Annotated in this window: 18 protein-coding genes and 1 pseudogene; 9 read left to right on the top strand and 10 right to left on the bottom strand. The window is 63.1% G+C overall.

From position 1 onward, the window contains the following. The first annotated feature begins 30 nt into the window (after positions 1–30). Entirely contained in the window at positions 31–864 is an 834-nt protein-coding gene (locus O9Z63_RS07150; protein ID WP_270128617.1) for a hypothetical protein, read from the top strand. Here O9Z63_RS07150 and O9Z63_RS07145 read toward each other — a convergent pair whose 3' ends face one another. From O9Z63_RS07145 to holA, 6 genes are all read right to left on the bottom strand, one after another. After that, the gene (locus tag O9Z63_RS07145) at positions 865–1,125 is read right to left on the bottom strand and encodes a hypothetical protein (RefSeq protein ID WP_269561075.1); all 261 of its coding nucleotides are present in this window, start codon (positions 1,123–1,125) and stop codon (positions 865–867) included. A 494-nt stretch (positions 1,126–1,619) separates the two neighbouring features. Next, entirely contained in the window at positions 1,620–2,081 is a 462-nt protein-coding gene (locus tag O9Z63_RS07140; protein ID WP_044017715.1) for an RES family NAD+ phosphorylase, read from the bottom strand. Between the two features lie 14 nt (positions 2,082–2,095). Then, the gene (gene parS / locus O9Z63_RS07135; RefSeq protein WP_269561073.1) at positions 2,096–2,557 is read right to left on the bottom strand and encodes a type II RES/Xre toxin-antitoxin system antitoxin; all 462 of its coding nucleotides are present in this window, start codon (positions 2,555–2,557) and stop codon (positions 2,096–2,098) included. Between the two features lie 417 nt (positions 2,558–2,974). Next, positions 2,975–3,595 carry an FMN-dependent NADH-azoreductase gene (locus O9Z63_RS07130; protein WP_270128616.1) on the bottom strand — a complete coding sequence of 207 codons (621 nt, stop codon included), beginning with the start codon at positions 3,593–3,595 and terminating at the stop codon, positions 2,975–2,977. 111 nt (positions 3,596–3,706) lie between these two features. Then, on the bottom strand, positions 3,707–4,129 hold the full coding sequence (locus O9Z63_RS07125) for a hypothetical protein (RefSeq protein ID WP_270128615.1): 423 nt from the start codon (positions 4,127–4,129) through the stop codon (positions 3,707–3,709). A gap of 289 nt (positions 4,130–4,418) precedes the next feature. Continuing rightward, positions 4,419–5,495: a DNA polymerase III subunit delta gene (gene holA, locus O9Z63_RS07120; protein WP_270128614.1), complete on the bottom strand. Its 1,077-nt coding sequence runs from the start codon at positions 5,493–5,495 to the stop codon at positions 4,419–4,421. A gap of 194 nt (positions 5,496–5,689) precedes the next feature. Here holA and tyrS point away from each other — a divergent pair, with 194 nt between their 5' ends. After that, positions 5,690–7,198, top strand: a complete 1,509-nt coding sequence (tyrS, locus tag O9Z63_RS07115) for a tyrosine--tRNA ligase (protein WP_270128613.1) — start codon at positions 5,690–5,692, stop codon at positions 7,196–7,198. A gap of 218 nt (positions 7,199–7,416) precedes the next feature. On the opposite strand, the pseudogene O9Z63_RS21105 reads toward tyrS, so the two are convergent. Together O9Z63_RS21105 and O9Z63_RS07105 are read right to left on the bottom strand one after the other, a co-directional pair. Then, positions 7,417–7,587 (bottom strand): annotated as a pseudogene (locus O9Z63_RS21105) (histone H1); the annotation flags it as partial. 240 nt (positions 7,588–7,827) lie between these two features. Next, positions 7,828–9,078, bottom strand: a complete 1,251-nt coding sequence (locus O9Z63_RS07105; RefSeq protein ID WP_044017719.1) for an aminotransferase class I/II-fold pyridoxal phosphate-dependent enzyme — start codon at positions 9,076–9,078, stop codon at positions 7,828–7,830. Positions 9,079–9,406: 328 nt separating this feature from the next. Here O9Z63_RS07105 and accC point away from each other — a divergent pair, with 328 nt between their 5' ends. After that, complete coding sequence (gene accC, locus O9Z63_RS07100) at positions 9,407–10,918, top strand: acetyl-CoA carboxylase biotin carboxylase subunit (RefSeq protein ID WP_270128611.1); 1,512 nt, start codon at positions 9,407–9,409, stop codon at positions 10,916–10,918. A gap of 126 nt (positions 10,919–11,044) precedes the next feature. On the opposite strand, the gene O9Z63_RS07095 is transcribed toward accC, so the two are convergent. After that, complete coding sequence (locus O9Z63_RS07095) at positions 11,045–11,866, bottom strand: universal stress protein (protein WP_270128610.1); 822 nt, start codon at positions 11,864–11,866, stop codon at positions 11,045–11,047. A gap of 194 nt (positions 11,867–12,060) precedes the next feature. On the opposite strand from O9Z63_RS07095, the gene O9Z63_RS07090 reads away from it, so the two are divergent. The 4 genes from O9Z63_RS07090 (at position 12,061) to O9Z63_RS07075 (ending at position 17,901) form a co-directional block, all read left to right on the top strand. Further along, positions 12,061–13,086: a 2-hydroxyacid dehydrogenase gene (locus O9Z63_RS07090; protein WP_270128609.1), complete on the top strand. Its 1,026-nt coding sequence runs from the start codon at positions 12,061–12,063 to the stop codon at positions 13,084–13,086. A gap of 327 nt (positions 13,087–13,413) precedes the next feature. Then, complete coding sequence (locus O9Z63_RS07085; RefSeq protein WP_270128608.1) at positions 13,414–14,277, top strand: universal stress protein; 864 nt, start codon at positions 13,414–13,416, stop codon at positions 14,275–14,277. A gap of 68 nt (positions 14,278–14,345) precedes the next feature. Then, positions 14,346–15,194, top strand: coding sequence for a universal stress protein (locus O9Z63_RS07080; RefSeq protein ID WP_270128607.1), 849 nt, complete (start codon positions 14,346–14,348; stop codon positions 15,192–15,194). A 160-nt stretch (positions 15,195–15,354) separates the two neighbouring features. Beyond that, complete coding sequence (locus tag O9Z63_RS07075; protein WP_270128606.1) at positions 15,355–17,901, top strand: cation-translocating P-type ATPase; 2,547 nt, start codon at positions 15,355–15,357, stop codon at positions 17,899–17,901. Positions 17,902–17,999: 98 nt separating this feature from the next. Here the strand turns inward: O9Z63_RS07075 and O9Z63_RS07070 are convergent, their stop codons facing one another. After that, positions 18,000–18,335, bottom strand: a complete 336-nt coding sequence (locus O9Z63_RS07070) for a hypothetical protein (protein ID WP_270128605.1) — start codon at positions 18,333–18,335, stop codon at positions 18,000–18,002. Positions 18,336–18,479: 144 nt separating this feature from the next. Between O9Z63_RS07070 and O9Z63_RS07065 the strand changes: the two genes are divergently transcribed. Both O9Z63_RS07065 and O9Z63_RS07060 read left to right on the top strand, forming a co-directional pair. After that, positions 18,480–20,096 (top strand): sensor histidine kinase, encoded by a 1,617-nt coding sequence (locus O9Z63_RS07065; RefSeq protein WP_270128604.1) that lies wholly within the window; start codon positions 18,480–18,482, stop codon positions 20,094–20,096. After that, positions 20,074–21,129, top strand: coding sequence for a response regulator (locus O9Z63_RS07060; RefSeq protein WP_270128603.1), 1,056 nt, complete (start codon positions 20,074–20,076; stop codon positions 21,127–21,129). Before O9Z63_RS07065 ends, O9Z63_RS07060 begins: the two co-directional genes overlap by 23 nt. The last annotated feature ends 243 nt before the right edge of the window (positions 21,130–21,372 follow it).

Raw genomic sequence — 21,372 nt, 5'->3', positions numbered from 1 at the left:
GTCCGCTGTTTATCCGCCAGCCTCTCCCCCATGCAACGCTCCTGTTTGCTGCTCCCGCTCCTGCTGCTGGCCGGCTGCTCCGCTCCCACTGATTCTGCGGGCAGCTACCCGCAAAACCCGGCCATTTCCGATGCCCAGGGCCATCCACGGGACTCCACCACGTTCTATTTTCCGGCGGCGGATTCACTGCCTGCCACTTATGTTTCTAAGAGCAAGCGCCCGACTTCGTACGTCATCGACGAAAGTGTGATGAACTGTACTGACGAAATGAAATATGCCTCCTATGCGCTGACGTATTTCAAAGCACCAGTCCTGTCCAATTATTACCTAGGCACGGATACGTATCGATTTCTTTGGCTTCGCTCCTTTCACTTACCAGTACTTCTGACGCTCAGTGCCAATGAAGAAGGGGCTTCGCTGCGTACTCAGGTTCTCGACAAGAAGCCGGGCTTTCATATGCTAACTGTCCAGCATCCGGATAGCCTATCACCCACCGTAACCGCCGGCGAGCGGACTCGTGCACAGAAATATTATACTCAGACGATGGCCGATCCTGAATTTATTAGGAGCGTAGCTGAAGGAAAACGCCGGGCACAACTCATAGACTCGGCTGATACTGTCTTGCCGGTCACGCATCAACAGCTGCAGCATTTTCGGCAGCTATTGGCACAATACCAGTTCCAACGTACATCTGCCTGCCAGCCCGTTCTTATGCTAGATGGTGCCTACTGGCTGCTCGAAGCCCATCAGGCCAGCGGCTATAATATGGTGGCACGCCGTAGCCCTGATGAAACGGACGGTTTCCATAAAGCCTGCGAGTATCTGCTGGACCTCAGCTCGGCCCGCGGCGAGGAGCGGTATTAGCTACTGCCGCTCCAGCGTCACCTCGTCGCGGGTGAAGTCGATGGCGCGGCGGTCTACCGGGCCGCGGCATTCCAGCACGCGGGGCGGCAGCAGCTTGCCCTTAGGCCCGGTCTGGACCTGGGCCTCGCCCACAATATCGAGCACGGCCACGGTTTCGCCGTTCAGGCGCAGCGCCCACTTGCCCGGCTGCACCGGCCCCGTCAGGTGGCCGATGAGGAAGGTTTCTTTGGGGGATACGGGGATGATGTCGAGGACTTGCATAGGAAAGGCAGCGGAGATAGTAGAAAAAATCACTTGGTCACTTCAGTGGCGTAGCGTAGCCGGAAGGCCTCAGGAAGAAGCCTATCCAGCTTCTCCGAAACGCCTATCAGACAGCTGAGTCGGTAGTCATCCAGTCTGATTTGCTTGATGAAACTTTCCTTCACCACTGTGAACGTGTAGCTGGGCTGGTGGGAGTCGGTGCCGCCGTTTCGGTAGTGGCTTTTTAGCGTGGACAAATACACTTGGTCCAGTGGGGCAAACAGCGCACTCCGTTCCGCTGGTGTTATTACTCTGGTAAACAATGCATCCCGGATGCCTAACCCATGTAGCTCAACCTGAATTGTGCTATCGGTAAGTACGTACTCCCGGTGGGCAAACATCTCTGAAACCGATATTCTCAGACGAGTAACTTTCTGCGGCTGTTGCGCTATACTATAGCGGCACGTCAGCCCAAGTAGCAGCGTCAAAATCTTCTTATCCATCCTGGTCTGCACTCAACCCACATCCTGCGCCTTGATGCGCGAGTCGAACCGAAACTCCTCCCGGGCCACGATGCGGATGCGCTTGAAATCGGGGTGGCGGCTGTGCAGGATGTAGTTGAATTCTTGGGGTACGATGGACGAGGGCACGCGCAGCACAGCCGAGCTGCGGCGGCGGTACCAGGCGTCGCCGAGGGGCTGGCACACGGCGTAGCGGCTGGCTTTTTCCCAGTCGGCGGGGAGCTGGGCGGGGCTGATTTCTTCGATCAGCACGTCGTCGGGCACTTCAATTACCAGCACCCGGAACTGGTCGGTGAGGCCCTCGCCGCTGCGGTGCACCACGTTTTCGAGGCAGGCCAGGGCGCGGGTAGCGGCCGTGTAAATCACGAACTGGTCCTTGAAATTCCAGCGCGCCCGGTAGCCCGAGGCGAACAGGTCGTCGGCGTACTTGGCCAAGCAGATGCGGTATACCAGCATGCAGATTCTCCCGGTTACGACAAGTCGCCGTAGGCGATGCGCGTGAGTTCCTCGGCCACCAGATCAATGCCGCCGCTGGTTTCCAGCAGCCGCAGCGGAATCTCGCCGTCGAGGCCGTGGGCGGGCTTGTCGAGCCAGCGCAGGTATGCGGCCGCGTTGCCGAACACCTCCAGCCCCAGGTTGTAGAGGCTGATGATTTTAAGCGTTTTCTCGCTGCTGGCTGCGCTCAGGTTTTTCTTTTCCTGGGAGTAGGTGCGCAGGGTTTTGGTGGATAGCTCGTAGATGGCCTCCAGCTCCTGGGCCTGCAGCTGGTAGGCCTCGGCCACCTCAAACACCGTGGCCGCCGGCACACCTTTGCGGGCCTCCATCACCAAGGCGTAGGCGTCCTGCCCGGCCCGGCCCCAGGCGGCCCATTTTTTGCGCAAAGCCGCCGGCATGGGGGCCGTAATCTTGGGTTGATGAGCAGGTGTGGCCATGGTAAATTTCCGGTTAGCGAATCGAACTTATGGAATTTTTTCTGATTAACGAGGAAAAATTTCCTTTGGTTCTCCGGAGCTGTCAGCGCGGGCGTTCCAAGGCGGGTACCTTGGGCTTATCAGCGGGTATCGTAGGCTCCTAAATAGACCGGGGCTTCAGGGACACCCGCGCATCTCAACAGGCCCCCCGCCAAGCAGAAAAGCCCGCCCGATTTCCCCAATGGGAAGCCGGACGGGCTTTTCTGGTAATGAGGGAACCAGCTATGGATCTTCACTAGCGGGTTAAGCTGGAAGCAGCCGATGTAAAGACACAACATGTTGCGTCTCGTCGTTGAACGACTCGAAGCGTGAATTTTTAACAACATCAGCAACGGCGTAGTGACGCAAGGTCTTGCGTCTCTACGCCGTTGCTGCTGGCTACGCGGTAAGTTCGGCCGGCTCTGGGATACTCACGCTGTTCAGGGCATTTTCCAAGGCCGTATCCTGTACGCCAGGGATGGCAACGCCTTCCACGCGCACTACCGTTACGTCGGTCATGCCCAGGAAGCCGAGGACGGCCTGCAGGTACGGAGCCACGAAGTCGAAGCCGGCAGCAGGGCCTTCTGAGTAGATGCCGCCGCTGGACATGGCCACGTACACTTTCTTGCCGGTTACCAGGCCCAGAGGTGCGTTATCGACGTACTTGAACGTGATGCCGGCGCGGGCAATGTGGTCAATCCAGGCTTTGAGCGTGGACGGGATGCCGAAGTTGTAGAGTGGTGCGCCGATAACGATGATGTCGGCGGCTTGCAGCTCGGCAATGGCGTCGTCGGAGTGGCGGGCGGCTTCTTGCTGCTCGGGCGTGCGGTTGGCGGGCGGCGTGAAGAAAGACTGCAGCTTGGCTTCTTCCAGCTGCGGGAACGGATGCGTGGCCAGGTCGCGGGTGGTTACGGTGCTGTCGGGATAAGCGGCTTGCAGCTTTTCGATGATGCCGTTGGCCAGTTTGATGCTGAAGGAAGCGCCGCCGCGGGGGCTGGAAATGACGTTCAGAATGTTCATGCTAGTGTAATAGAAAGAAGTAGGCGTCTCCCCGCTGCACCGCGAAATCGTGCCGACCCCGTCCCGTAGGTGCGATGCTTCGGCCAGATATGCGGTCCGCGAAAATGAAAATCAATGTCTATACATTAATTGTACCGACATAGTTTCAAACCTCTTTCTATTTTGCTCTACCAAGTACTTCCCACCATCCAACCCGGCACCGACAACTACTCCCCACACCCCGAACGCTCCCCACCACCGCCACCCGCAATGCAGTGTCGCCGCCAGCAACAGCCCGAAGCCGCCGAGCCGGCGCAGCTTCTCGCGCAGGGCCAGCCAGCGGCCATAAGCGGCGGCAGCGGCCACCGGCAGGAAATAGCCCCGCCACGCTCCCTCCGGCTCCGACAGCACCCATACTTCCCGGCACGTCGGGCACGCAAAACGCACCACCGGCTCCGCCGATGGTGCCTCCTCAGCCGGCAGCATCATCAGCGGCTTGCGGAGCAGGTGCTGCTCAAACGCCTCATATTCCCACCACGAGGGAAAACCGTACAACCCGGCCGGGAAGCAGTCAGGGCACATTTCGTTTGGGGCGGGGTTTCAGGATGCGGCGCAGCAGCCAGATTACGGCGTACAGGAAAAAGGAGGCAAATCCGGCACCTAACAGAGCTGGCAGCAGACTATGGTCGAGCGGGTATGTCATCCATAACCCTCCCATTATGAACAGCGTCGCAAGCAGCCAATACCACTTCAGTTTACGACTACGCTCCATCATATTAACTAAGTATACACTACTCACGCCCCCTGCCGTCACCTACTCTTCAAGGTAACCTTAACTCGTCCTCTACTGCCCTACTACCGCGTGCAGTGGCACCGGGTGGATGATCAGCCAGATCAGCTCGCGCAGGATTTCACCGTCGGTCATAGAGCCCGAGTCGATGCCTTTGCTCTGGGCGTCGGCGCGGCGGATGAGGTGCACGATGTCGCGGGTGCGGTGGAAGTCGAACACCTTCAGGCCGGTCTGGTAGTCTTTGCGCTGGATGGGGAAGCGCAGGCCCATTTTCAGCCAGTCGGCTTCGGAGGGGTTGGGATTCTGGTGCAGAGCCAGCAGGCGGGAAAAGTAATTGAACAGCAGCGTTAGGTTCGGGATGAGCGGGTTGTTCTTGGGGTTGGCCTCGAAGTAGAGCAGGATGCGGTTGGCTTTGAGCACGTCGCGGCGCACCAGGGCGCTCTGCAGCTCGAAGATGTTGTACTCCTTGCTGATGCCCACCATGCGCTGCACTAGGTCCTCGTCGATGCTATGGCCGGGCAGCAGGTTGATGAGCATCTTGTCCACCTCGTTGGTGAGGCGGCCCAGCTCTCCGCCGATGTACTCGGCCAGCATGGCCGTGGCCTGGGGCGTAATCTGCTGGTTTTTCGAGCGCACGTAGTTGCTCAGCCAGGGTGCCACCTGGTTATCGTAGAGCTTCTTGCTGGTCATGAGCACGGTACCGGCCGGGGCGGGGTCCTTTTTGTCGCCGGCCAGCAGCTTGCCCAGCTTTTTGCGCGCATCCAGCGTCTTGTGCTTGTAGCAGAACACCAGCACCGTGCTTTGCAGCGGGTTGCGTAGGTAGGCCTCCAGAAACGGCCACGACTTCTCGGCCTCCAGATCGGCCACGGCCTGGGCCTCCTTCACAATAACTACCGAGCGTTCCGCCATCATGGGGAAGCGCTTGGCCTGGCCCAGAATGCCGGCCACGTCGGTGTCCTTGCCGTACATGACCACCTGGTTGAAGCCTTTCTCATGCTCGGGCAGCACGTGCTTTTCCAGCAGATCGGCCAGCAGATCGATATAGTACGGCTCCTCCCCCTGCAGAAAGTACACGGGCGCAAACTGCCGCTGCTGGAGCTGCTTCAGGATTTCGTCGGGCGAGGCGGTCAAGGGTGAAGTTGTGAAGTGATGAAGTTGTGAAGGCCCCACGGCGCAATCCCGCCGCGGCTTTCACTTGGACTGCAAATGTACCACAGGCCTTTTTACCTTTGCGCCTCTTACTTGCGTGAGTTGGCCGTGTCTGTCGTGTCTTTATCCTACAACCACCGCCTAATTCACAACTTCACCACTTCACAACTTCACCCTTGAACTTAATAGACGAACTGCGCTGGCGGGGCATGTTTCACGACATGATGCCCGGCACCGAGGAGCACCTGCTGAAGAACGCGCCCATCACCGGCTACATCGGCTTCGACCCCACCGCGCCTTCTTTGCACATCGGCAACCTGGCCACCATCATGCTGCTGGTGCACCTGCAGCGGGCCGGGCACCGGCCCCTGGCCCTGGTGGGCGGTGCCACTGGCATGATTGGCGACCCATCGGGCAAATCGGCCGAGCGCAACCTGCTCGATGAAGAAGCCCTGCGCCGCAACCAGGCCGGTATTCAGGCCCAGCTAGAGAAGTTCCTGGTGTTCGACGACTCGCCCACCGGCGCGCGGGTGGTGAACAACTACGACTGGTTCAAGGACTTCAACTTCCTGCAGTTTCTGCGCGAAGTGGGCAAGCACCTTACCGTGAACTACATGATGTCTAAAGATTCTGTGCAGAAACGAATAGGCATCAACAAAACCGTTGGAAGAATTCACAACACAATTGACACTGCTTCTTCCAACCTTAACTCTGCTGTTGAGCTTATCAATGAAGGGAAAGTAGACGAGGCAGTGAAAGAAATTCAGTTTACGTTAGGTATTCTTTCACTTGTACAGCAGCTCTCTGATCCTGATTTTGAAGCGAAAAGCGAGAAATTTGGAGAGGCTTTCAAGGGAAGTATTTGGGAGAATTTAGAAGAGACTGGCATCAGCTACACCGAGTTTAGCTACCAACTGCTGCAGGGCTACGACTTCTTCCACCTCTACAAAGAGTTGGGCACCACCCTGCAGATGGGCGCCAGTGACCAGTGGGGCAACATCACCACCGGCACCGAGCTGATCCGGCGCATGTCGGGCGGCGAGGGCAAGGCCTACGCCCTCACCGGCCAGCTCATCACTAAGTCCGACGGCACCAAGTACGGCAAGAGCGAAACCGGCACCGTGTGGCTCGATGGCGCCATGACGAGCCCGTACCAGTTCTACCAGTTCTTCCTCAACGCCGCCGACGCCGACGTGCCCCGCCTCATCCGCGTGTTCACGCTGCTGAGCCAGCCGGAAATCGAAGCGCTGGAAGCTGAGCACGCCCAGGCCCCGCACCTGCGCACCCTGCAGAAAGCCCTGGCCCAGGACGTGACCATCCGCGTGCACGGCCAGGCGGCCTACGAGGCGGCCGTGGCGGCCTCGCAGGTGCTGTTCGGCGGCGGGGAGCTGGCTTCGCTCGACGAAGCCACGCTACTCGACGTATTTGCCGGCGTGCCCCACGTGGAGGTGCCCCGCGCCAGCCTCTCGGAGCACAACGTCATCAGCCTGCTGAGCGAGGCCACCAACGCCGTCATCTTCCCCTCCAAAGGCGAGGCTAAGAAGATGATTCAGGCCGGCGGCGTGAGTTTGAACCGCGCCAAGGCTACGCTGGAGCAGCAGGCCGCCGAGCTGCCGCTGCTGCACGACAAGTACGTGGTGGCGCAGAAGGGCAAGAAAAACTACTACCTCATTAAGGTAGTGTAAGCCACGATGGCTGCGAGCCATAAAAAAAGGCCTCACCGGATAGGTGAGGCCTTTTCTTTTGCATAATCCAGGCGAACAGCATCCGACTAATCTGTCGAATCCGTGTTCATCCGTGATTACTTCTTTTTGGGAGCAGCCGGAGCAGCTTTCTTGGCGGCAGCGGGAGCAGCCTTCTTGGCAGCCGGAGCAGCTTTAGCAGCACCAGCAGCTGGAGCAGCGCTGTTTTTGGCGTTCTGAACCTCCGTGCGGATGCTCTGGGCCATGTTCTTCAGTTCCTGCATGCCTTTGCGCACGCGGGTGCCAGCGGCCGAGTTGTTCTTGTCGTAGAACTTCTCGAAGTCGCTTTCCAGGCCCATAACGAGGTCCTTGAGTTGGCTGAAATTGCTCATGTGTGAGGGGTTGTGTGGAGTGGAAAAAATAGTTTGACCGGGCCTAATATACAGGGATTTCAAATACAAGCAAGTGGCCCACTTTTTTTCCTAAACGCGTTTCACGGCTCTCAGGGCCACTTTTTTTGAAAAAAAGTTGATTTAAGGTTTTACCCTCGGCCACCCGCATCACAGAATAGTACCAAATACAAAAGCCAGCCCCCTCTCAGGGACTGGCTTTTGTATTTAGCGAAGCCGAACCTAGTTCTGCAGGCCGGCAGGTACTTCGGCTTTGGAATAAAGCCCTTTCGACAGCTTTTCCTGCACCACTTCGAACGCCTTGATGGTCGTATCCACGTCCTCGAGGGTATGAACCGCGGTAGGGATAATACGCAGCATGATGACGCCCTTCGGCACTACCGGATACACCACGATAGAGCAGAAAATGCCGTGATTCTCACGCAGATCGAAGGTTACCTGGGTGGCGTCGGGAATCTGGCCCTCCAGCAGCACCGGCGTTACGGGCGAGGTGGTGGTGCCGATATTGAAGCCTTTTTCGCGCAGGCCGCTCTGCAGGGCCCGCACAATGGTCCAAAGGTTTTCCTTCAGCTCGGGACGGGTGCGCAGCAGCTCCAACCGCTTCAAAGCGCCCACTACAAGCGGCATGGGCAGGCTTTTGGCGAAAATCTGGCTGCGCATGTTGTAGCGCAAATATTCAATTACGTTCTCGGGGCCGGCTACGAAGGCGCCAATGCTGGCCATGCTCTTCGCAAACGTCGAAAAATAAAGATCGATGCCGTCCTGTACGCCCTGTTCTTCGCCCGTTCCGGCGCCGGTAGTGCCCATCGTGCCGAAGCCGTGCGCATCATCCACAAACAGCCGGAACTGGAATTTCTCCTTCAGCGCAATCACGCCGCGCAGGTCGCCCTGGTTGCCCGACATGCCGAACACGCCCTCGGTAATCACGAGGATGCCGCCGCCGGTTTCGTCGGTGAGGCGCTTGGCGCGCTCCAGCTGCTTCTCCAGGCTACCCATGTCGTTGTGGGTATACACGAAGCGCTTGCCGGCGTGCAGGCGTACCCCGTCGATGATGCAGGCGTGCGACTCGGCGTCGTACACAATCACGTCGTGGCGGTTCACCATGGCGTCGATGATAGACACCACGCCCTGGTAGCCGAAGTTGAGCAGCATGCAGTCGGGCTTCATCACGAATTCGGCCAGCTCATTTTCCAGCTGCTCGTGCAGGTTGGAGTTGCCGGACATCATGCGGGCGCCCATGGGCAGGGCCATGCCGAACTCGGCAGCGGCGTCGGCGTCGGCCTTGCGCACCTCGGGGTGGTTGGCCAGGCCCAGGTAGTTGTTCAGGCTCCAGGTGAGCACCTCCTTGCCGCGGAAAATCATGCGGGGCTTGATTTCGCCTTCCAGCTTAGGGAACGTGAAATAGCCGTGCGCGTAGTGCGAGTGGCTGCCCAGCGGGCCGCGGTTGGCGGCAATCTTCTCAAATAGATCCACGAGGGGACGGGTTAATGTGAAAGGAAACGAGCGGCTGTCCGCGAAGAACTAACCACCGGGGAATGTACAAAGTTATGGCAATCCGCAAAGGTAACCCTCAGCAGGCAGGCTTCCAACCATCCACGAATTGGCGCGCACGGTTTTACGGTCCGGCCGGAATGGCGTTTCTTTGGGTGTCAGAATCAGAAAATTCCCTGTCATCCTGAGCGGAGCGAAGGACCTCATCACGCTGGAACGGCAACTGTTCTATTGTAGTCTACCCGTGATAAGATCCTTCGCTCCGCTCAGGATGACAGCTGCCACTCCCACCCGCTCCACCTCTCTCCTGATGAAAAAAATAACCAAGCTGCTCGTTGCCAACCGCGGCGAAATTGCCCTGCGCGTGCTGCGCTCGGCCAAGGAAATGGGCCTGCAGACCGTAGCCATCTACTCCGAGGCCGACCGCAACGCCCTGCACGTGCGCTACGCCGACGAGGCCGTGTGCGTGGGCCCGCCCGCCAGCAAGGACAGCTACCTGCGCGGCGACAAAATCCTGGAAGTCTGCAAGCAATTGGGCGTCGATGCCATTCACCCCGGCTACGGCTTCCTGAGCGAAAACGCCGAGTTTGCCCGCATGGTCACGGAGGCCGGGCTGATTTTCGTGGGTCCTTCGCCGGAAGCCATGAACGTGATGGGCGACAAGCTTTCTGCCAAGCAGGCCGTGAAAGCCTACAACATCCCGCTGGTGCCCGGCACCGATGAGGCTATTTCCGACGTGGAAGAAGCCAAGCGCATTGCCGCCACGGTGGGCTTCCCCATCCTGATCAAGGCCTCGGCCGGCGGCGGCGGCAAGGGCATGCGCATCGTGAATTCGGCCGAAGATTTCGAGGAGCAGATGCAGCTAGCCATCAACGAAGCCACCTCGGCCTTCGGCGACGGCTCGGTGTTCATCGAGAAGTTCGTGACCGGCCCGCGCCACATCGAAATTCAGGTCCTGGGCGACGAGCACGGCAACATCGTGCACCTATTCGAGCGGGAATGCTCGATTCAGCGCCGCCACCAGAAGGTGATTGAGGAAGCGCCTTCCTCGGTGCTCACGCCCGAGCTGCGCGCCGAAATGGGCCGCTGCGCCGTGGATGTGGCCCGCGCCTGCGACTACACCGGGGCCGGCACCGTGGAGTTTCTGCTCGATGATCAGCACAATTTCTACTTCCTGGAGATGAACACCCGCCTGCAGGTAGAGCACCCCGTGACAGAGCAAATCACCGGCCTCGACTTGGTAAAGGAGCAGATCAAGGTGGCCCAGGGCCTGCCCCTGGCCTTCTCTCAGGAAGACCTGACCATCACCGGCCACGCCCTGGAGCTGCGCGTGTACGCCGAGGATCCGCAGAACAACTTCCTGCCCGACATCGGGACGCTGACCACCTACGTGCGCCCCCAGGGCCCCGGCGTGCGCGTCGACGACGGTTTTGAGCAGGGTATGGAAATTCCGATTTACTACGACCCGATGATTGCCAAGCTCGTCACCTTCGGGGCTACTCGCGAGGAGGCTATTGCCCGGATGCTGCGCGCCATTGAGGAGTACCAGATTACGGGCATCGAAACCACGCTGGGCTTCGGCCGCTACGTGCTGCAGCACCCGGCCTTCGTGAGCGGCAACTTCGACACCAACTTCATCCGCGACCATTTCCCGGCCGACGCCCTGAAGCCCGCCGCCCCCGATGAAGCCACCGCCAAGCTCGCCGCCGTGCTCACCGCCATGCTCCTGACGGACAAAAAACCCGGTGCCACCGCTGCATCCGCTGACGCGCCAGCCGCTACCGGCTCGGCTTGGAAGCGCAACCGGCTGGGGGTGCGGTAGAATAAGCAGGCTACTGTGAAGCAAAACGCCCGACCATCTGGTCGGGCGTTTTGCTTTGTATAAACTTATTAGAGGGCTAGTACAGCTCTCTATTTCGGCTCCAGCTTCCCTTGTTCGGCGCCCATACTACGCCGCAGGCAGCACCAGCACCGGCAGCCGGCTGTGCAGCAGCACCTGGGCCGTTACGCTTCGGTGAAAGAGCTGCCCGAAGAAGCTGCGGTGCCGGGCAATCAGCACCACCAGATCATAGTCGGCGGGGTTGGCGGCGTGCAGGATGGCGGCGGCGGGCGGAGCGTGCCCGACCGTGCGGGTCTGCACCGGCGGCAAATCGATGGTGAGGCCGGTGCGCAGCACGGAGTCCAGGGCCTGGGTTTCGGTGGCGGCCGACGAACCGCCGTCGGGGGCGACGTGCAGCACCGTGAGCTGGGCCTGCAGCGTCGTGAGCAGGTGGCGGGCGGAACCAGCGTACTCGCCGAGCGTGAACGGCTCGCCATCGACGGCCAGGAGCACGCGCCGGGGTGGGGCGGTGGACTGCTGGCTGTGGGGCACCACCAGCATGGGGTACGGAGCCGTGCGCAGGATGTCGAGGGCGGTGGTTTGCACCAGCTCATCAGGCGTGCCGGTGTGGTCGGGGCGGCCCAGGATGATGAGGGCCGGATGGTGGCGGCTGACGGCATCGGCCACGGCAAACGCCACGCGGCCGTGCGCCACTTCGGCCACTACGGGCACGGCCAGGTTGCCGGCCAGGCTACTGAGGGCCAGGCCAACGGCTTCCTGGCTCAGGTTGGACAGCTCGCCGGTGAACATTTCGGGGTCGAGGACGGAGTCGCGGCGTACGTGCAGCAGCACCAGGCGCGCACCCAGCGGGCCAGCCAGATTGGTGGCGTAGTCGAGGGCGCGGTTGGCGGCCTGGAAGAAGTCGGTGAGAATCAGCAGCGAAGTGGCCATGAGCAGGGGGCGTAGCGGGAAGAGAAAGTAGGTTGCAAAGCACCGGTGCCGCCGCCGCCCGTCCTATGCCAAAGCTTAGCGGCGGGCATGACGTTCGTCATGGAAACCGACCGGGCTAGGCCGTAACCTTGTGCTGCAGCCTGCCCGGCCTGCCGGTTTTCGGTGGGTGGCCGGGTTGCGTTTCGCCCTGCCCTATGCGCGCCACCCTGTTCAGTGTTCAATCGTTTGAGCGCAGCTTTCTGCAGCACGCCAACACCCGCCACCACCAGCTGCAGCTGCTTGACACGCGCCTGTGCGCCGACACCGCCCATCTGGCCCAGGGCGCGGCGGCCATCAGCGTGTTCAGCCCCGATGACGTGTCGGGGCCGGTGCTGGAGCAGCTGGGCGGCTACGGCGTGCGCTACGTAGCCGTGCGCGCCGCCGGCTACGACAACGTAGACCTGGTGGCGGCCCGGCAGCTGGGCATCCGGGTGGCCAACGTGCCCGACTACTCGCCCCACGCCATTGCCGAGCACGCCGTGACGCTCATGCTGACGCTGTGCCGCCACCTGCGCCAGGCCGACCAGCAGCTGCGCGCCAACGACTTCCGCCTCGACCAGCTGATCGGGTTTGAGCTGCACGGCAAAACGGTGGGAATTCTGGGCGTGGGGCGCATTGGGGCCGTGGTGGCGCGCATTCTGCACGGCTTTGGCTGCCGGCTACTGGGCACCGACGTGCAGCCCAACCCCGAGCTGACCGAGCGCTACGGCCTGGAGTACGTGCCGCTCAACCAGCTCTGCGCCCAATCGGACATCATCAGCGTGCACACGCCGCTCACACCCCAAACCCGCCACCTGATCAATGAGCGGCTGCTGAAAAGCATGAAGCCCGGCGTGATGCTCATTAACACCGGCCGCGGGGGCGTGCTGGACACGGCCGCCGCGCTGCGGGCCCTTAAATCGGGCCAGTTGGGCTTTCTGGGGCTGGATGTATACGAGGCCGAGAAGGGCCTGTTTTTTACGGACCACACCCGCGACCTGCTACTCGACGACACGTTTGCCCGCCTGCTGACCTTCAAAAACGTGCTCGTCACCGGCCACCAGGCTTACCTGACCCGCGAGGCCCTCACCAACATTGCCGAAGCCACCGTGGCCAGCCTCACGGCCTGGGACCGGGGCGAAGCCCCGGCACACGAGCTTCAGCCAATGGTGCGGGCCCTGGCCGCCGGCAGCCCTGGCTGAGGCTCACCCCGCAGGGCATGACGAATGTCATAGCGCAAACTGATGCAGGTCAGTTTATTAGCAGGATAAAACTTCGAATTTGCAGTAAATTTTCTTGTCTAACGTGGGCCCTTCAGCCCCCAATACCCAAACACCATGGTTACTCCCACGCTCCTGCTTACAATGTTGCTGCTGGCCGCCCTGGCCCTCACCAGTGCCTACCGGCGCGGCACGCAGCAGTGGCCCGCCGCCTGACGCGGCACCCGTTGCGGGACGCCGCCGCCGCAGGCCGGGGCCGGGCGGCGGCAGACGGCCCGATGCCAATTTCCCTCTTTCCAGCGCTGCGTTATGCCTCCTCCTTCCCTTCTCGTCCTGACCAATCTGGCCGCCCCCGCTGAGCAGGCCGCGCGCTATGCGGGCCTGCTCGGAGCGCCGCTGCACGCCCGGCTGGTGCTGCTGCACCTCTACCACAATCCGGTGCTGGACCCCGAGCTAGTGACCGTGACCACCACGCAGGCCTACCGCAGCCAGGCCGAAACCTCGGTGGCGCTGCACCAGCTGGCCGACCGCCTGAGCGCCCCGGCCAGCGTGGAAGTGTCGGTATGGTCGGCGCCCGAGGCCGTGGATGAAGCCGTGCGGCGGCACCAGCCGCTGCTATTGGCCATGGGCCTGAGCGCGGAGCAGGATACGCTCGACCACCTGCTGCACAACCAGGCGCTACCCGTGCTGCGGGCCACGCACCGCCCGCTACTGCTGGTGCCAGCCGCGGCCTCCGCAGAGGTCCCCCCGCGCCGCGTCGTGCTGGCTGTCGATGCCGAAGAATTCACGCCAAACGCCGCCACCCGGGCCGTAGCCCCGCTGCTGGCCCGCTGGGGCGCCGATTTCACGGTGGTACACGTAGCGCCAACAGCCGAGCGGGAGGCCTTTGCGGGCCAGCGGGCCCTCGGGGCCGTGCGCCTGAGCGGGCTGCTGCCGGCCGCCACCGCGCCCGTGCTCTACGAGTCCAAGCTCATGCCCCCGGCTACCGGGATTCTGCAGGCCCTGGACGACATGCAGGCCGATTTGCTGGTGCTGATGGCCCGTCCCCGGAGCTTCGTGGGGCGGTTTCACCGCAGCGTGACGGCCCAGGTGCTGCGCGGCAGCCGCGTGCCGGTGCTGCTGCTGCCGGTTGAAGCGCCCGAACAGCCCGGCTGGATGCCCCCGATGTGCTAAGCGGCACGCGGCACGCGCTTCGCTGATACCTTGGCACGATGCACTCTGCTACTTTTTCCTCTTGCACCATGAAACCCAACCTGGTTGTTCTCACCGATTTTTCGGCCGCCGCCGAGCGGGCCCAGGCCTATGCCGCTGCGCTGGCGGTGGCGCTGGGCGCTGAGCTGCATCTCGTGCACGCCTACTCGCCGATGCCGCTCACGGCCACCGAGTTCGGGGTGATTATGCCGCCCATTGACACCCGCTACGCGCAGGAAACCCGGCAGGCGCTGGAGCAGGTGGCGGCCAGCCTGTCGGTGCCGGCCACGGCCGAGCTGCTGGAAACCGACTGGTACGGGGCGGTGGTGTACACCCTCAACCACTACCATCCGCTGCTGCTGGTGGCCGGCCTCACGGCTACCGAGGGCCTGCTGGATGAGTGGCTCAGCAACCGTGCCCTGCCCCTGGCCCATGAAACCGGCTACCCGCTGCTACTGGTGCCGGAGCACCTCCCCGACTCGGCCCTGCACGCGCCGCGCCGCCTGGCCCTGGCCGTCGAGGACCGGGCGTTTCGGCTGGCGCCGGCCGCCACCGCCGTAGCGCCTCTGCTCGATGCGCTGGACACCGAGGTAGTAGCAGTGTGCGTGCTGCCCGCCGACCAGCACGCCGAGGGCTGGACCGGGCTGCGGGCCCTGCAGCACTCCGGCCTGAGCGCCGCCATAAGTGGCTGCGGGCTGCACAAAGCCACCGGCGACGCACTGGGGCCAGGCATTCTGCAGGCTGCGGCAGAACTGTCGGCGGATATGGTGGGTTTGCTCGACCAGGGCCACGGCTGGGTGCACAAGCTCTTCCACGGCAGCGTCATCGACCATGTGCTGTGCCACACGCCGCTACCGGTGCTGCTGCTGCCCACCGCCCCCGAGCCGCTATTGCCCTGAGCCGGTTTTTCCGGCCGGCTGGCAGCGTGCCACCGGTCAGCGGTATCCTTCCACTCCTGAACCCAGGCGGGGCGGGCATCGGGCATGGGCCCGGTACCCGCCCCGCTGGCTGTTGCCCTACGCACGGGGCACCGGGTTTCGTATATCATTAACCGCCGCCATGCACGCTGCACTCCCCGCTCCCGCCCCGCCGAAACCAGCCTCCTCAGCCGCTGCCTCCGTGGCCAGCGAAACTGCCGGCGGCCCGGGCCTCACTGATGCGGCCGTAGCCGAAGCCCGCCGGGCGCATGGCCGCAACACCCTGGCGGCACCCGCCGGGGCCGGCTGGCTGAGTACCCTGAAGGAAGTGGTGCTGGAGCCCATGTTTTTGCTGCTCCTGACGGCCGGCGGCTTGTACGTGGTGCTGGGCCAAGCCCAGGAAGCCATTACGCTGCTGCTGGCCCTGCTGCTGGTAGCGGGCATTTCCCTCTACCAGAATATACGCAGCAACCAAGCCCTAAGCGCCCTGCGCGAGCTTACCCAGCCCCAGGCCCAGGTGCGGCGCAACGGGGCGGTGGTTACGGTACCGGTTGAGGAGCTGGTGGTGGGCGATGCCGTGCTGGTAGCCGAGGGCAGCCGCCTGCCCGCCGACGGCACCGTGACCGAGCCCAACGACTTCTCGGTGGATGAGGCCATCCTGACCGGCGAGGCCGTGCCAGTAGCCAAGGCCCCCGGCGACGCCGTGTTTGGCGGCACCAGCGCCGTGGCGGGCAGCGCCTGGCTGCAGCTCACGGCCGTCGGCAACAGCTCCCGGCTGGGCGTCATCGGCCACAGCATGGAAAGCATCGTCACCGAAAAAACGCCGCTGCAGCGGCAGGTGCACCAGTTTGTGCTGCGCATGGCCTGGGTGGGCGCGGGTGCCTTTGCGCTGGTGTGGGGCGTGAACTATGCCCACTCCGGCAACTGGGTGACGGCGCTGCTGTTTGGGCTCACGCTGGCCATGTCCGTTCTGCCCGAGGAAATTCCGATGGCCTTCAGCAGCTTTATGGCCTTGGGCGCCGCCCGCCTGAGCCGGCTGGGCGTGCTCACCAAACAGCCTCAAACCGTGGAAAGCCTGGGCTCGGCCACCATCATCTGCACCGACAAAACCGGCACCCTCACCCAGGACGGCATGCGCCTGGCCCAGGTGTACGCCGAAGCCACCCAGGCGCTGCTGCCGGTGCCGGGCGCGCTGCCCGCGCCGGCCACGCAGGTGCTGGCCTACGCCCGCTGGGCCAGCGAAACCACCCCGTTCGACCCCATGGAACAGGCCCTGATGGCGGCCTTCGCCACGGCCAGCGCCGCCGAGGCCCAGGCCCCCTGCCCCATGGTGCACGAGTACCCGCTGGCCGGCACGCCCCCCATGATGACCCACGTACGGCAAATCGGCGGCGCGCAGGTGGTGGCGGCCAAGGGAGCAGTAGAGCACATTCTGGCCGTATGCCGCCTGGCCCCGACCGATGCCAGCCGGGTGCGCGAAATGGCCCGGCAGCTGTCTACGCAGGGCTACCGGGTGCTGGGCGTGGCGCAGGGCCAGCCCGCATCGGGCGGCTTCCCGGCGGAGCAGGACGATTTCCGGTGGACGCTTCTGGGGCTGGTGGCGCTGGAAAACCCGCCCAAAGCCAACGCTGCTGAGGTGGTCCGGGCCTTCACGCAGGCCGGCATTCAGGTGAAGATGATTACCGGCGATTTCCCCGAAACCGCCCAGGCCATTGCCCGCCAGATTCAGCTGCCCGACGCCAATACGCTGCTCACTGGCCAGCAGGTGATGGACCTGCCCGAGCCCGAGCTGCAGCGGCAGGCCGCGGCCACTGCCGTATTTGCCCGCATGTTTCCGGAAGCCAAGCTGCGCGTGGTGGAAGCCCTGAAAAAGAACGGCGCCGTGGTGGCCATGACCGGCGACGGCGTCAACGACGGCCCGGCCCTCAAGGCCGCCCACATCGGCGTGGCGATGGGCCGGCGCGGCACTGAGGTAGCCCGGCAGGCGGCCTCGCTGGTGCTCGTGGATGACGACCTGGGCAGCATGGTGACGGCCATTGCGCAGGGCCGCCGCATCTACCAGAACTTCAAGAAGGCTGTGTTCTACGTGGTGTCCATCCATCTGCCCATTGTGCTGACGGTGGCCGTGCCGCTGCTGGCGGGCTGGCCGCTGGCCAACCTGCTCACGCCCGTACACATCATCTTCCTGGAGCTGGTGATGGGCCCTACTTGCTCTATTGCCTTCGAAAACGAACCCGCCGAAGCCGGCCAGATGCTGCAGCCCCCGCGCCCCCTCACGGCCACCCTCCTAGCCGGGGCCGAGCTAAGCCGCAGCCTGGTGCAGGGCCTGGGCATTTCGGCGGCGGTGCTGGGCGTCTACTACGTGGCCATGCGCCAGGGCCAGCCCGAAGCGGCGGTACGCACGCTGGTGTTTGCCACGCTGGTGCTCAGCAACATCTTTCTCACGCTCAGCAGCCGGTCATTTACGCAGTCGGTGGGGCGGATGCTGCGGGTGCCCAACCCGATACTGTGGCTGATGCTGGGCCTTACGCTGGCGCTGCTACTGGGCACGCTACTGGTGCCCGCGGCCCGGCAGCTGTTCGGGTTTGTGCTGGTGCCACCGGCCGCGCTGGGTTGGTGCACGCTGGCGGCGCTGGCCGGCACGGGCTGGGTCGAAATCTACAAAGCCGTGCGGCGGGCCAAAGCCTGACGAGCGACTAAGGCAAAAACGCAGTAGCAGAAACGCCATAACCCGCGTTTCTGCTACTGCGTTTCGTTGATGGGCCAGCTCAATTCAACCAGTTCCTATCAACTGATGCCGGCCTGCAGCAGCACCCGGTAGAGGGCGGCCACGCCGTCCGGGGTGGGCACGCCGGGCTGGCGCCACAGCTCCACGCCCTGGTGCAGCAGCACGCAGGTGGGCAGCTGCTCGGGCGCAAAGCTGTGTACCACCGCCGGAAAAGCTGCCTCATTGACTTGCATCACCTGCACGGCCGCGCCCAACAGGCGCTGGAGTGCCGCCAGATCGAGGGCCGAAAAGCCGGGCCCGGCTGCCGGGACCGAAAACGACGACGCGGGCAGCAGCACCAGCAGCACGGCAGCAGCCGGCAGTTCTGGCGCCGCCGGTGAAGGATAGCCTGGCATGGGCGGCGGTGAAAATGGGGAAGGACGAGGCCAAAACTACCATTCAGGCTCCCCCGCCCACATGACGAACGTCAGGCAGGCAGCTGAGAGAGGTCATCTGTGGTTTTTTGCGCAAGTTGCGCCCTTCTCTGTTTCTTGCCGCCCATGCCCACCCAGCTATACCAGAATCCGCTAACCGACATTCTGTTTGAGCAGGCCAAGGACTTTGTGGGCCTCTACGACGTAACGCTGGGCTGGTTTTCGCGGGTGAATGCGGCCGGCTACCAGCTGCTGGGCTACCCCTCGGCCCAGGCCCTCTACCAGGACCCGGTCCGGTCGTTGCGGGCCGCGCCGCTCCTGCCCGCCGACCAAGCCGTGCTGCGTGAAAAAATCCGGCAGGAAGGCCGCTACGAGCAGGAGCTGGAGGTGCGCCACCAGGCCGGCCACACGTTCTGGGCCCAGGTAGAGGCTTCGCCGTTGCAGCTGGAGGGGCGGCCCTATCTGCTGGTGCGGCTCACCAACACCCAGCCGCTGCACCAGGCCGAGCAGCAGCTGGCGCAGAGCCTGGGTCGGTTTGAAGCCGTGTTTTCGCACGCCACCATCGGCATCATCGTCTGCAACCGCCAGGGCCAAATCGAGCTAGCCAATGCCAAGGCCCAGGAGCTGTTCGGCTACCCCGGCCCGACGGGCCTCACGGGCCGCCGCATCGAGGAGCTGGTGCCCGATGCCGCCGGCCGCCGCCACGAACAGTTGCGGGCCGGCTTCAACGCCCACCCCACCGCCCGCGTGATGGGTGCCCACCGTGGCGCGCTGGAAGCTCTGCGCCAGGATGGCAGCGTGTTTCCGGTGGAAATCAGCCTCAGTTACTTCCACCTCGACGACGAGCTGTTCGTGGTGTCCTACATCATCGACATCACCTTCAAAAAGGAAGCTGAGCGGGAGCTGATTGCTCAGCGTCAGCGCGTGGAGCGCCTCAACGCCGACCTGGAACGCAAGGTAGCCGACCGCACCCACGCCCTGATGACCACACTGGGCCAGCTGGAGCAGCGCACCCGCGAGCTAACCCAGGCCCTGGCCGCCGAGCAGGAGCTGGGCGAACTGAAGTCGCGCTTTGTGAGCATGGCCTCCCACGAGTTCCGCACGCCCCTGACCACAGTGCTCACCTCGGCCGCCCTCATCGAAAAGTACCCCGGCGCCGACCAGCAGGACAAGCGCCTGCGGCACCTGGACCGTATCCGCACCTCGGTCAAGCACCTGAGCGACATTCTGGAAGAGTTTCTGTCGGTGGGCAAGATTGAGGAAGGCCGGGTGCAGGCCCGCCCCACCCAGCTGGATCTGCCGGAGCTGCTGCAGGAAACCGTGGCCGACGTGCAGGGACTACTGCGGCCGGGCCAGCGCATTGTGCCGGAGCTGCTGGGCACCGAGCCCGCCTGGCTGGACACGTCGCTGCTGCGCAAAATCCTGGTCAACCTGCTTTCCAACGCCCTCAAGTACGCCGCCGAAAACACCACGGTGCAGGTGCGCGCGGCCTGCCAGGCTGGCCGCCTCACGCTGGTGGTGCAGGATGAAGGCGTGGGCATTTCCAAGGAAGACCAGCAGCACCTGTTCGAGCGGTTTTTCCGGGCCCGCAACGTCACTAACATCCCCGGCACCGGCCTGGGGCTTTACATCGTTGGCAAGTACCTGGAGCTGATGGGCGGCACCATTGCCCTGCACAGCCAGCTGGGGGTCGGCACCACCGTCACTATCTCCCTCCCCTATGAAAACCATTCTGCTGATTGAAGACCACGCCCCGATTCGCGAAAACACCGCCGAGATTCTGGAGCTGGCCGGCTACACCGTGCATACCGCCGAAAACGGCAGGCTGGGTGTGGAGCAGGCCCTGGCCGTACGCCCCGACCTGGTGATCTGCGACATCATGATGCCCGTGCTCGATGGCTACGGCGTGCTGCATATCTTCAACCAGAACCCCCGGCTGGCCGGCATTCCGTTCATCTTCCTGACCGCCAAAACCGAGCGCACCGACCAGCGCCGCGGCATGGAGCTGGGCGCCGACGACTACCTCACCAAGCCTTTCGATGAGGCCGAACTGCTGAGCGCCATCACGGGCCGCCTCAACCGCTTCCGCCGCCTGCAGCCCGACTACGACCTGCGCGGCGAAGGCGGCCTGCACGAGTTTCTGGACGATGCCCGCGCCGTGGACGGCCTGCAGCGCCTGTCCGTGGACCGCAAGCCTCACGCCGTGCGCAGAAAACAAGACATCTACCGTGAAGGCGACGAACCGGCGCGGGTGTACTTTGTGCAGAGTGGCCGGGTGAAAACCGTGAAAACCACCGGCGGCGGCAAGGAGCTGATTACGGGCCTCTACGGCCCCGGCGAGTTTTTCGGGTACCTGTCGGTGCTGCAGCGCACGCCCTACGACGACTCAGCCGTGGCCGTGGACGATGCCGACTTGGTACACATTCCGAAGAGTGATTTTCTGCAGCTCGTGATGCACAACGCCGAGGTGGGCCAGCAGTTTATTCGGCTGCTGGCGGGCCGGGTGCGAGAGCGGGAGCAGCAGTTGCTGGATATGGCCTACAACTCCATCCGGCGTCGAGTGGCCGACACGCTGCTGCACCTGCACGAGCAGTTCGGCAGCACCCCGGAAGCCGCCATCCAACTCTCCCGCGACGACCTGGCAGCTATGGTGGGCACGGCACCCGAGTCGCTGATTCGTACGCTGAGCGAATTCCGGCACGATGGCCTGATCGAGCTGACGCCCAAAAACATCCGGGTGCTGCAGCCCGCCCGGTTGCGCAACGGCCACTGGTAGCTGGCACCACCCAGCCCGCAGCCGCAATGTGCTGCCCCTGATCTGTTGCGGCAATATCGGCGGCAAGCTACCAGGCCATGTCCACCCGGCTTTTGGATATAATACCCCGCACGGGAAAGAATGCCCCCTTTTGCGCAATATCCTGCGCCTGAAATCAATCAGGTATGGGCATGACATTCGTCAGGTGATGGGCGCATGAAGCGGAGGAGCTTTGAGGCTGACATCAGCTCCTTTGCCCATGCC

The organism is Hymenobacter yonginensis, from assembly GCF_027625995.1.
GTDB lineage: Bacteria > Bacteroidota > Bacteroidia > Cytophagales > Hymenobacteraceae > Hymenobacter > Hymenobacter yonginensis.
This window is presented reverse-complemented; position numbering and strand designations above follow the sequence as displayed.